The sequence below is a fragment of the Ochrobactrum sp. C6C9 genome, assembly GCF_022627935.1.
GTDB lineage: Bacteria > Pseudomonadota > Alphaproteobacteria > Rhizobiales > Rhizobiaceae > Brucella > Brucella teleogrylli.
Window position 1 is genome coordinate 222,932 of the sequence record NZ_JABXGB010000004.1, and the last position, 11,655, is coordinate 234,586.

The following is an 11,655-nucleotide window of genomic DNA, read 5'->3' on the forward strand; positions in this document are numbered from 1 at the left end:
CCCTTTCTCTGGAGTCTTTTGGTTTCACCGCAGCTTGATGCGCGGATCGATCAGTGGAGTGATGAGGTCGGCGATGAGATTGCCGAGAACGATGGCGAAAGCGGAGACAATCGTGACGCCCATGATGATGGGAATATCGACACGCTGGATTGCCTGCCAGGCAAGCTGGCCGATGCCGGGCCAGCCGAACACGCTTTCAACGACGACAATGCCCGACATGAACAGGCCGATGTCGATGCCGATCATCGCGATGATCGGCAGGATGGCGTTGGGCATGGCGTGACGCAGCAGGATTTTCCAGCGTGCCAGCCCCTTGGCGCGGGCAGTGCGGATATAATCCTGACGAAGAACGTCGAGCAGCGAGGAACGCATCATGCGCGAATACCAGCCTGCGCCCAGAAGGCCGAGCGTCAGCGAAGGCAGTACGAGATGCATGAACGTTCCGTAGCCGCCAATCGGGAACCAGCCGAGCTTAACCGCAAACACGTAGAGCATCAGAATGCCGATGACGAATTGCGGTGCTGAAACGCCGACGAAGGAAAAGATCATCAAGGCATTGTCGGTGCGGCTGCCGCGCCGGGTGGCCGCGATGACGCCCATGGTGAGACCGATGGCGAGTTCCGAAAAGATTGCTCCGGCCATCAGCAGTAGGCTTGCGGGCAGGCGCGACCAGATCAGCGACGCCACTTCGGTTTTCTGCAGATAGGAGCGTCCGAGATCGCCCTGAACGAGCCCCTTCAGATAGCGCAGATATTGCTCATAGAAAGGCAGGTTGAGGCCAAGCTGCTCACGAATATTTTCGACCGTTTGTGCGGTGGCGCTGCGCCCGGCAATCTGGCGCGCTGGATCGGCGGGCACCAGATAAAGCAGGATGAAGGTCACGAAGCTGATGCCGATCAGGATCATCACAGTCTGGATGAGGCGGCGGGCAATATAGGCGAGCATCAGTGGTGTCCCTGCTGGGTTGGGTCGAGCACATCGCGCAAGGCATCACCGACGAGGTTGAAGGCCAGCGCCAGCAACAGGATTGCCGCGCCCGGAATGAAGACGAGCCAGGGAGCGCTCGTGAAATAGGTCTGGTTTTCGAATATGATATTGCCCCAGGAGGCCGTCGGCGGCTGCAAACCAATGCCGAGGAAGGACAGGGTCGCCTCCAGTAGAACGGTGGTGGCGATACCGAGCGTTGCCCAGACGATCATCGTGGAAAAGAGATGCGGCAGGATATGCTTGAGGATGATGCGGGGTGCACCCGCACCCATTGCGCGCTCGGCCTCGATGAAATCGCGTTCCGAGAGAGATCGGGTTTCCGTATAGAGCACGCGCGCAATCTGAACCCAGTTGACCATGGCGATCACCATTGCGACGATCCAGAGGCTCGGCTTGAAGATAGCGGCGAGCACAATGGCCAGCAGCAAAGCGGGGAAGGCCATCATCAGATCGGTAAAGCGCATCAGCACGGTTTCCACCCAGCCACGGAAATACCCGGCGCAAATGCCGACAGTCGAGCCGATCAGCACGGCAATACCGTTGGCCACGACGCCGATGATCAGCGAGGTCTGCGCGCCATAAATCAGGCGGGAGAAAAGATCGCGCCCGACGAGGTCGGTGCCGAACCAGAATTTCAGATTGGGCGCGAGCGGCGCGCCTTCCAGCGTCAGCCCGTCGAAGAACTGTTCGTTCGGATCGAAGGGGACGATCCAGGGCGCAAAGAGCGCGGCTGCGACAGTGACGACGATGACGACAAGGCCGAATGCGGCCAGCGGTCGGCGGATGATGCGGCCAAGAACGCCGCGTTCGGCTTTTTTCTGGCCGACCGGAAGAGTGTCAAGCGCGCTCACGATCGTTCCCTGTCTGCTTTTCGTTCAGAAAGCGCCGGGCAAAGGCTTCGACACTGACGCGCTCCGCCATCGCGGCAAGGCGCAGTTTCTGATAGGCCTGTCTGGCGGAGATATTGTCTGCGAACATCAGGATTGCCGTGGCCTGTGCGATGGCTTCGCGCCCGGCAAGGCTTTCGCGCAGCTCACCGATTTCAGTTGCCAGCGCATGGCGACGCTGGAAATTATGCATCGCGATGACCAGAGCGCTATAAACGCCCGCATTGCCGATTGGCTTCAAAAGCTGTGCATCTGCACCCTGATTGAGCGCCCAGCCGATCCGGCCCGGCGCTTCCGAGCCGATCAGGGCGACGGTGGGCACAGGCGCCTGCTGCGGCGGCCACGGAAATTGCTCGTCATGTCCCATATCGACATCGAAAAAGACGACGTTGAACCGGGAGATGTCGGCGTGCTCAGGCAGGTCCGGCCAGCATTCCACAGCGTCCACGCCGATGCGGCGCAACTGCTGCACAATCGCATCGACATTGGTGTGGCGGCGATGAACGATCAGCGCGGTCCAGTTTTCGAATGCGCCCCAACTGGCGACGGTGAAGGCCGGGTCTGTCATAGTCATTTGACGAGCCTCAGAAAGCCGGGTTGGTGGCCGGGATTGGCGGATGTTTGCAGATGCGTTCGCGCCATGAACGGGTCCGGTTGAATGGCGACCTCGGCCTCATGCACGATTTCAAAGCTGCAATCTTGTCTGGCCCGTCCGATATGCGCGGGCAGGGCGATATGGTTTGTTCGCGGCTCGACCAGCACATCGCCAAGCGGCGTGCTGGTGGGGTGCGTCTGGACGGCGGCAAGCACTTTTTCGACATCGTCGGTGCCAGCCCGCTCAATACCGGCGGCGATCATCAGGACGCTGGAATAGGCCTGGGCGAAGATGGCCGATAGGCTACCGTCAAAGCCATTGCTTCTGACGGCCTCCAGAAAGGCGCGATTGGTTTCGCCCGGCAGCGTGCGGAAATAACAGCTTACGCTATAATTGCCCGCGGCGGCATCGCCGACATGCTCCAGCTCGCTTTCATAGAGATTGCAGCTCAGAACCGGCCTGACATCGGTGCGGAAATCGCGGTTTTTGCGGCCCAGTTCTGCATAGGCGCGCAGGAACGTGTAGGACGATTCACCGATCAGATTGTTGAGGATGAAGTCGGGCTTCTTGCTTTCGATTTCGCGGATGAGATGGCTGATATCCGTGTCACCGATTGCAATGGCTCGCTCTCCGAGAACCTCGCCGCCTGCGGCATTCAGCATTTCGCGGGCGAGGCGATTGGTTTCCCAACCCCAGATATAGTTTGAACCGAGCAATATGGCGCGATTGCCGAAGCGGGGAACGATGAAGTCGATCAGCGGCACAAGATGCTGATTGGCGCAGGCCGCCGCATAAACGACGCGGTCGCTGGCCTCAAATCCCTCATAGACGCACGGATACCAGAGCAGTGTATCGCGCTTTTCGACAACGGGAATGACTTCCTTGCGGCTCCAGGATGTGGTGCAGCCGATGATGTGTTTGACACCCTTTTGCGAGATCAGTTCTTCGCTCAGCGGCGCATAACGGTCAGGGTTACCACTTGGGTCGGCGATGCGCGGCACGAGATTGAACGGAAGCGCACGATCATTGACGGCCTTGATCGCCGCCATAGCTCCGCAATAGCCCTCGTAACCCAGCTTTTGATAAGGACCGGAGTGCGAAAACAAGACGCCGACAGGGATGTCAATTTTGTTGTTTTGAGACATGCAGAAAGCCAAACAAAAAAACCCCTCCGGAATTTTCAGATTCCGAGAAGGGCCCAAATGCCAAGTAACAATTTGACTGAGAAATTACTGAATTTAGCGCAATTCCGTCAAGCTATTTCTTTTTGCCGGTATTTTGAGCAATATTGTTAATCGATAGGCAAAATTCAATCCATGTCAGACGGAAAGACGTTACATTCCATAACGGAGGATGAGCCTCCAATGCGTGAGGCGGTTGAGCCGACGCGTCTTGTCCTAACGAATAAACTTCGACATGGAGATCGACGTGGCGGCGACTTGAACATGATGCGCCAATTCGGCTTCGACGCGTTCGAGTGACCAGCGCGTGGTCGGTGCGGCGATGTTGACAGCAGCGACAGCGCGACCACGTTCGTCGGTGACGGCTGCGGCAACCGAAATATCGCCGAGAACTGTTTCGTTGGCGACGATCGCATAACCCTTCTCAGCCGCCTCCTGAATGCGGGCTTTCAAGCGGCCTTTGTCCGTCACCGTATAGGGCGTCAGCGACTTCAGTACAGAGCGTTCGAAGACGTCTTCCTGTTCTTCCGGCGAACGGTGGGACAGAATGACCGTGCCCGATGCCGTGAAAAGCGCCGGCAGGCGACTGCCGACCATGATATCGACATTGACGAGATGTTGGCCCGGAAAGCGTCCGACATAGACAATTTCGGTCCCGTCCAGTTCCTGGAGGTTGGCTGTTTCCCCAACCGTGCGGCTGATCTCCAACAGATAGGGGGCTGCCTTATGGAGGACTTCATGGGCGGAAAGATAGTTATAGGCGAACTGTAGAACCTTTGAGGTCAGGGCGTAGTTGCGGGTATTGTGGACGCGGCGCAGAAATCCAAGCGTCTCCAACGTATGGACCAGACGTTGCGCGGCGCTGCGATCCAGCCCCGCCAGCTTTGCGATTTCCGAAAGCGGCAACTGCCGCTGCGGCCCGTCGAAGACCTGCAGAATCTGAAATGTCTTTTCGGTCGATCCGACGAATAGGGACGAGCGCTTGGGATCGGCTTCCTCGCGGCCCGTTTCACCCGATTTTTTCCCTGTATCCGCCTGCATCGACATTTCGGCTCTTTCGTTTTCCATGTGCTGCAAAAGCGCAGGACCGCAAAGCCCTGCGCTCGAAAGGTCGGATCGCGAACCCGACCTCAACTTTGTATTTGCCTAACTAAAGGCTCAAGAAGCAAGATCGACAGGCGATCTTTCGTACTTGTCCAGAAGACGTGCATATTCCTTCTTCAGCGCTTCGCTCAATTCCGGCTTCGGCTGGCGCAGTGGTGCAAGCATGGTGGGGGCGTTGACATCGATCAGATCCATCACCGACTTCATCGGTCCCGGATTGGTTTCCGCAAAGGCCAGATTCATCAACGGGATCATGTCGCGATGCAGCGCCAGCGCATCAGCGGTCTTGCCCTCTGCGGCGAGATCAAACATCTTGCGCCAGACGCGCGGCAGAAGGTTTGCGGTCACGACGATGCCGCCCGTTGCACCAGCTGCAACATGCAGCGGGAACAGGTGGTCTTCTCCGCTGAGTACGGCGAAAGATGCTGCATCGATGCCCGCTACCACGCGCAGATAGTGGTACATGTCGGTGTTGCATGCCTTCATGCCGATGATGCGCTCGTGACGCGACAGCTCGTGAATAACTTCCGGATCGATAGCGATGCGCGTGCGATACGGGATTTCATAGAGCAGGATCGGCACGGGAGATTCGTCCGCATAACGAAGGAAATAGTCCCGGATGCCGGCCTGCGTCGGGTTGGTGTAGTAAGGCGTGATCACTAGCAGAGCGTCTGCGCCAGCCGCTGCAAAGTCCTTCGCCGAAGCGATGGCGTCGTGATAACCGGGATCGAGCACACCGGCGACGACAGGGCCCTTTCCTTCCATCGCCTTGGCCGAAAGCTCGACGAAGCGGTTGCGCTCGCGGCGAGCCAATGCGCCATATTCACCCGTGCCGCCAAGCGGAACCACACCGTCCACACCCTGCTGCTTGAGCCAGGCGAGCAGAGCATCGGTCGCCTTCAGGTCGATCGTGTCGTCGCTTTGAACCGGGGTGACGAGCGCAGGCAAAATGCCGCGAAGACTGGAAGAGTTGATCATGGGTAGTCCTTTCATGCGAATTCAATAATTGGTTCAGCGGGACATGCTGCGCTGGCGCAGGCGGTCGGCCACGAAGATCAGCACTGAGATAAAGACGAGGAGGCACGTCGATACCGCAGCGATGACCGGCGAGACCTGAAGGGTCACTTCGTCCCAGAACTGCTTGGGCAGGGTGGAATTCAGGCCGCCCGACGAGAACAGCGCGATGGTCAGTTCATCGAACGAGGTTGCGAAGGCGAAGAGGAAGGCGGAGAACATGCCTGCCGCCAGCATCGGGAAGGTGACATAGGCAAGGCTCTTCATCGGGCTGGCGCCGAGGCTCTGGGCAGCGAGATCAAGACGCGTATCGTAGTTGCGCAGCACCGCCACCATGGTCATGACCACATAGGGCACACACACCACCGTATGACCAATGATGAGACCGAGTGAAGTTCCGACCAGCCCGAGTTCTGCGAAGACATAGAACAGACCAACGGCGATGATGATGCGCGGCGCAACGATGGGCGACAGCACGAAGGCGAGGATTGCTGCCTTGCCGCGAATATTGGCGCGGGCCAGCAGGAAGGCAGCGGGAATGCCGATCAGCATCGACAGGATGCCTGCGCCCAACGCCACGACCAGCGAACGCCACAGGGCTTGTGACCAGACGGGCGTGTTCCACATCTGCTCATACCATTGCATGGTGAAGCCGGACGGCGGCCAGTTCAGTCCAGCGGCGCTGAACGAGATCGGGATCATCATGATGGCTGGAAGGCTGATCATGATGAGCAGAGCCCAGACGAAGCCGCTCAGCAACTTGGGCGAGGTTTCGGCATCGGAGCTTTTGCGGCTGCCGGGAAAGAGCGCGATCAGTCTGTCGCTGATATCGCCAATGATGGCGAGAAACTTTGCACCGGCGCGACGTGCGGCGGTGTCGCGGTTCACATTGATTGCCGAGGTTTCGCCGGTCAGGCTTTCGAAGCCGAAAATCCGGTCATAGATGACGAAGACCGCCAGCACGACCACCAGAAGCAGCACGGAAATCGCTCCGGCCAGACCCCAGTTCAGTGTCTGCTGTACCTGATCGATGATGAGCTGGGTGATCATGGTTTCAAAGCGACCGCCCAGAAGCGCAGGCACGATGAAAAAGCCGATGGAGGTGACGAAGACCATGATGGCGGCAGCCGCCACACCGGGCATGGATAGCGGAAAATAGACCGTCCAGAAGGCCGAACCCGGACGCGCTCCAAGCGTGGAGGCGGCGCGCGGCAGGTTGCGGTCGATATTTTCCATGACCGACAGCATGGTCATGACGGCAAGCGGAAGCATGGCATGCACCATGCCGACCAGAACTGCGCCGAGGCTGTAGATCAGGTTGGCCGGACGGTCGATGACGCCAATCGCCAGCAGGAACTGATTGATGGCGCCGTTACGACCGAGAATCACCACCCAGGCGAAAGCACGCACTAGAAAGCTGGTCCAGAACGACAGGAGCACAAGGAAGATCAGCCAACTCTTGGCTTTCGGACCTGCGGTGGAGATGAGATAGGCCACGGGATAGCCGAGCACGACCGAAAGTGCGGTCGTCGCCAGCGAAATCTTCAGCGTGATCCACAGGACGTTGAGATAAAGACTGGAGGCGAAAAGCTGCTGATAGGCGGCGAGCGAGAATCCGTCGCGACCGATAAAGCTTAACGACAGCAGCTTGCCGACGGGATAAACGAGGAAGGCCAGCAGAAGCACGATCAGCGGCGTGATCATCAGCGAATGCTTGATCCACAGCGGCCTTGGCGGTTTGCTGGTACGGGTCGGAAGCGCGCTCATGGTCAGGCCTTCCCGTTGCCGGCAATGGTGACCGCGTCGGTGCCGTGCCACGAAAGTGCAAGCACGTCGCCGATCTGGAAAGCGCGACCGGAAATACGGGTGGGGAAAGCCGCAACCAGTTCGGGCAGGCTTTCGTCTTCTGCGCGCATATAGATTTTGGTGAGGCTGCCCGTCACCATCACATCGGTGACGGTGGCGCGGAGCGCCGAAGCATTGCTTTCGTCAGCAAGCGCCACAGAAAGGTTCTGCGGGCGGATCATCACATGGATGGAAGCCGAAGCTGCAATCGACCCATTGCTGAGCGCGCGCGCTTCGACGGATTTTGCGCCGATGCGGACTACCGCTTCATCACCCTCGATCTTCTCGACCTTTGCAGGCAGCAGGTTCGATTCACCGAGGAAGTCGGCGACGAACAGAGTCTTCGGACGGAAATAGAGGTCGGCAGGCGTGCCGAGCTGCTCGATATTGCCGGAATTCATCAGGCAGATGCGATCCGACATAGTCATCGCTTCTTCCTGATCATGCGTCACATAAACGATGGTAGCGCCGAGTTCCCGGTGAATGCGCTTGATCTCAAGCTGCATGTGTTCGCGCAGCTTCTTGTCGAGCGCGCCGAGCGGTTCGTCCATGAGAATGATCGACGGACGGTAGACCATGCAGCGGGCAAGCGCCACGCGCTGCTGCTGGCCGCCGGACAGTTCCTTCGGATAGCGCTGCGCAATATGCGGCAGGCGGATCATTTCCAGCGCTTCGGTGGCGCGCTTGCGGGCATCTTCTGCAGCCACTTTGCGCATCTTCAGCGGAAAGGCGATGTTCTCCAGAATAGTCATATGCGGAAACAGGGCGTAGTTCTGGAAAACCACGCCGATGTCGCGCAGATGCGGCGCGCTGTAGGTCACGTCCTCATTGCCGATCAGAACAGCGCCGTTATCCGGTCGTGCAAGACCCGCGATGAGGCTGAGAAGGGTTGTCTTGCCTGATCCCGATGGGCCGAGCAGGGTCAGGAACTCGCCTTCCGGGACGAGAAGGTCCGTTTCGGCAAGTGCGATGAAGTCGCCATAGCGCTTGGCGAGTTTCTGGATGGTTAGGCTGGATGAAGACATGTCAATTCCGCTGGGCCAGAGCGCGTTTCGATCGGCTTGAACCGGATCGGCGCTCTAAATTTTTGTTTGAACGAACATCGTATCTGCTCGAAGTGACAGGCCCGGCTGATGCCGGGCCTGCTGCTCCGGTTAGCTCAGGAGCCAGCTATTATAGCGTTCGATGGCCTTGTCCTGATTGTCATACCAATACTGGGCATTGATCTTGACGCCGTTCTTGATGTGATCCGGGAAGGTCGGGCAGTTTTGCGCGACTTTCGGATCGATGATGTCGAAGGCTTCTGGCTGGGTAACGCCAGCGGCGAAATATTCAACCAGCTGCGCCTGACGCTTCGGGTCGGAAGCGAATTTGATGAATTCGCGGCAGGCGTCGGCATTCGGCGTTCCGGCGAGGATAGCCCAGTTGTCGAGGCCCCAGATGTTCTGGTCCCAGACGATTTCAACCGGAGCGCCGCCCGACTGCGCCGACTGCGCGCGCGAAACCCAAGTCGGGATCATGTCCACTTCGCCGGAGATCAGCATCTGCTCGACCTGCGCACCGCTGGTCCAGAATACCGAAACGTCCTTCTTGATGCGGTCGAGCGACTTGAAGGCGCGGTCGAGATCGCAAGGATAGACATCCGCATTGGCCACGCCGTCAGCCATCAGGGCCTGTTCGATGGTGTCGAACGGGTGCTTGCGCAGCGCGCGACGGCCTTCAATCTTTTCCAGATTGAAGAAGTCGGCCCAGGATTTGGGCGCTTCGCGTCCTTCGAAAGCATCAGTACGATAGGCAAGAACGGTGGTGTAAACATTGTTGCCCACGCCGTATTCCGACAGATACTGCTTCGGCAGGCTGGCGATGACGGCTTCGCTTTCGAGACCATGCTTTTCGAGATACTTCTTGTCTCCCGCAGTGAGCATGAGGATGGCCGGTTCGCTGATCTTCGCCATGTCCCAGGTGTAGGACCCGGCATCGACCATTGAACGGATCTGCGCGGTTGGCTCCGCGTTGGCCTGAACACCCACGACTTCGATGCCGGTTGCTTCCTGGAACGGACGGTAGAAAACGGCACCGTAAGCCTTGGTGTAGATGCCACCGTCATCGCGCACGACGATGCGCTTGTTCTGGGCCTGCGACGGCGTCCAGATCGCAGGGGCGGCCAGAGCGACTGCACCTGCTGCGGTGGTTTTCAGAAACTGGCGGCGTGACCAGGTGGTATTCTTGATTATCATGTTCGTTCCCTTTCAAAAATGCTGAACCAACCAACGGTCGGATCTAACTCATTGTTTTTTTGCATTATCCGACGCAAAGCCGCTTCACGCTTCTGCTGGAAATGCTTTCGATTTCAATGCTCCGCCCGTGCTGCCGGTATGAGACGGCCAGGGTTGAACAATCCTTTTGGATCGATGGCGGACTTCACAGCCCGCATCAGCGCCAGATCGGTGATTGTCTTGTAACGCTCCATTTCCTTGAGCGAGACCTGTCCGACGCCATGTTCGGCGCTGAATGTGCCGCCCAGCGCAAAGGATGCGTCGTTGACGGCATGGCGGATATTGGCTGCGAGCGCGTCGCGGTCTTCCAGCGCTTTCCAGTCGTCGAAGGTAAAGAACGGAATGAAATGGACATTGCCGTCGCCGAGATGCCCCACAATGACGAGTGACGCATCGGGTGCGAGATCAAGCACTGCGGCGCTGGCGCGGTCGATGAATTCGGCGGTCGCGGCAACCGGTACGGCGCAGTCGGTGGTCAGTCCCACGCCTGCCTTTTTATTGGCTTCGGAAACGCTGTGGCGCACTTCCCACATCGCGGCGCGCTGGGCCTCGCTGCTGGCGATCACGGCATTTTCGATAAGGCCATCCTCGAAAGCCTGTCCCAGCAGGTTTTCCAGCGCAGCGTCGAGATCATCTTCGCCACCGCTGTCGGACAGTTCGATCAGCAAATGCCAATCATGTTCCGTATCGACCGGCGAACGGCGCTGCGGAACGTTTGCCACCACCAGATCGAGTTGGAGGCGGTTCATCAGTTCATAGCCGGAAAGCTTGGCGCCGTAGCGCTCCTGCACGGTGGTCAGAAGCTTGACGGCGGAATAGGCGCTGGGCAGCCCGGCCCATGCCACGACATGGCGGATAGGCTGCGGGTGCAGTTTCAGGACAGCGGCGGTGATGATGCCGAGCGTGCCTTCGGAGCCGATGAAGAGATGCTTCAGATCATAGCCGGAATTGTTCTTGCGCAGGGCCTTGAGATCGGACCAGATCGAACCATCCGGCAAGACGGCCTCCAGGCCGAGAATGTTTTCGCGGGTATTGCCATAACGCAGAACCGACGTGCCGCCCGCATTGGTGGCGATGGTGCCGCCGATCTGGCAAGAGCCTTCCGCGCCAAGGCTGACCGGATAATAACGACCAGCATCGGTCGCCGCGGTGTGGATGTTGGCAAGGACGCAACCCGCATCGACTTCCATCGTGTTGTTGACAGGATCGATGTTGCGAATCCGGCGCATGCGTTCGAGGCTCACGATCACTGGAGCAGGACCATCCTTTGCCGGTACGGACCCGCCGACCAGACCCGTATTGCCGCCCTGCGGCAATACGGGAACGTCGTGGCGATTACAGCAGGCGACGATGGCCGCCACCTGTTCCGTATTCGCCGGACGCGCAACGCAAAGCGCCTTGCCACTATATCGACCGCGCCAGTCTTCGGTGGCATGCGCCATTTCGACGGCATCGACGATCACCGCGTCAGCACCGATTAGCTCGATCAGTTCCGCAATCACTGGCACTGTCATTTTCCCATTTAATTGTTATGCGATTACTTCGATTGAAATATGATAGCGGATAATTTTTGTAATGCAATAATGAGTCTTTAATGCCGATAATTTCTCAAAATCTTTTCACAGGGAGCGGAATGAAAAGCGCAAAGCGATACTGCCTTTCTGGAAGCAACTGCAGATGCGCGGTGCAAAAAATTGGATACCCTGATCACGGGCCGCTGTGGGCGGACGTAAAAATTCGCGCGATCATTGCCGCGAAACATCGTC

At 58.4% G+C, this 11,655-nt stretch carries 10 protein-coding genes; all 10 read right to left on the reverse strand.

All coding sequences use genetic code 11. The features are described from left to right. Positions 1–24: 24 nt before the first annotated feature. A complete protein-coding gene (locus HWD97_RS04915) occupies positions 25–945 on the reverse strand; it encodes an ABC transporter permease (RefSeq protein ID WP_040129398.1) in 921 nt (306 codons plus the stop codon). After that, on the reverse strand, positions 945–1,775 hold the full coding sequence (locus tag HWD97_RS04920; RefSeq protein WP_371834836.1) for an ABC transporter permease: 831 nt from the start codon (positions 1,773–1,775) through the stop codon (positions 945–947). Before HWD97_RS04920 ends, HWD97_RS04915 begins: the two co-directional genes overlap by 1 nt. Before the next feature lie 49 nt (positions 1,776–1,824). Beyond that, positions 1,825–2,442, reverse strand: a complete 618-nt coding sequence (locus HWD97_RS04925; protein WP_109366253.1) for an ANTAR domain-containing response regulator — start codon at positions 2,440–2,442, stop codon at positions 1,825–1,827. A 2-nt stretch (positions 2,443–2,444) separates the two neighbouring features. Then, on the reverse strand, positions 2,445–3,614 hold the full coding sequence (locus HWD97_RS04930) for a transporter substrate-binding domain-containing protein (protein ID WP_121537494.1): 1,170 nt from the start codon (positions 3,612–3,614) through the stop codon (positions 2,445–2,447). Positions 3,615–3,866: 252 nt separating this feature from the next. Continuing rightward, entirely contained in the window at positions 3,867–4,718 is an 852-nt protein-coding gene (locus tag HWD97_RS04935) for an IclR family transcriptional regulator (RefSeq protein WP_235858921.1), read from the reverse strand. 90 nt (positions 4,719–4,808) lie between these two features. After that, the gene (dapA, locus tag HWD97_RS04940; protein WP_109366251.1) at positions 4,809–5,732 is read right to left on the reverse strand and encodes a 4-hydroxy-tetrahydrodipicolinate synthase; all 924 of its coding nucleotides are present in this window, start codon (positions 5,730–5,732) and stop codon (positions 4,809–4,811) included. A gap of 33 nt (positions 5,733–5,765) precedes the next feature. Continuing rightward, positions 5,766–7,535 carry an ABC transporter permease subunit gene (locus HWD97_RS04945; protein WP_109366250.1) on the reverse strand — a complete coding sequence of 590 codons (1,770 nt, stop codon included), beginning with the start codon at positions 7,533–7,535 and terminating at the stop codon, positions 5,766–5,768. Between the two features lie 2 nt (positions 7,536–7,537). Further along, positions 7,538–8,638, reverse strand: coding sequence for an ABC transporter ATP-binding protein (locus HWD97_RS04950; RefSeq protein WP_371834826.1), 1,101 nt, complete (start codon positions 8,636–8,638; stop codon positions 7,538–7,540). 129 nt (positions 8,639–8,767) lie between these two features. Further along, on the reverse strand, positions 8,768–9,850 hold the full coding sequence (locus tag HWD97_RS04955) for an ABC transporter substrate-binding protein (protein WP_109366248.1): 1,083 nt from the start codon (positions 9,848–9,850) through the stop codon (positions 8,768–8,770). Positions 9,851–9,963: 113 nt separating this feature from the next. After that, positions 9,964–11,397 carry an FAD-binding oxidoreductase gene (locus HWD97_RS04960; RefSeq protein WP_109366247.1) on the reverse strand — a complete coding sequence of 478 codons (1,434 nt, stop codon included), beginning with the start codon at positions 11,395–11,397 and terminating at the stop codon, positions 9,964–9,966. Positions 11,398–11,655: the final 258 nt, after the last annotated feature.

Coding starts and splice junctions, on each gene's coding strand:
- HWD97_RS04915 (WP_040129398.1), bottom strand. CDS start 945: ATGCTCGCCTATATTGCCCGCCGCCTCATCCAGACTGTGATGATCCTG.
- HWD97_RS04925 (WP_109366253.1), bottom strand. CDS start 2,442: ATGACAGACCCGGCCTTCACCGTCGCCAGTTGGGGCGCATTCGAAAAC.
- HWD97_RS04930 (WP_121537494.1), bottom strand. CDS start 3,614: ATGTCTCAAAACAACAAAATTGACATCCCTGTCGGCGTCTTGTTTTCG.
- HWD97_RS04935 (WP_235858921.1), bottom strand. CDS start 4,718: ATGGAAAACGAAAGAGCCGAAATGTCGATGCAGGCGGATACAGGGAAA.
- dapA (WP_109366251.1), bottom strand. CDS start 5,732: ATGATCAACTCTTCCAGTCTTCGCGGCATTTTGCCTGCGCTCGTCACC.
- HWD97_RS04945 (WP_109366250.1), bottom strand. CDS start 7,535: ATGAGCGCGCTTCCGACCCGTACCAGCAAACCGCCAAGGCCGCTGTGG.
- HWD97_RS04950 (WP_371834826.1), bottom strand. CDS start 8,638: ATGTCTTCATCCAGCCTAACCATCCAGAAACTCGCCAAGCGCTATGGC.
- HWD97_RS04955 (WP_109366248.1), bottom strand. CDS start 9,850: ATGATAATCAAGAATACCACCTGGTCACGCCGCCAGTTTCTGAAAACC.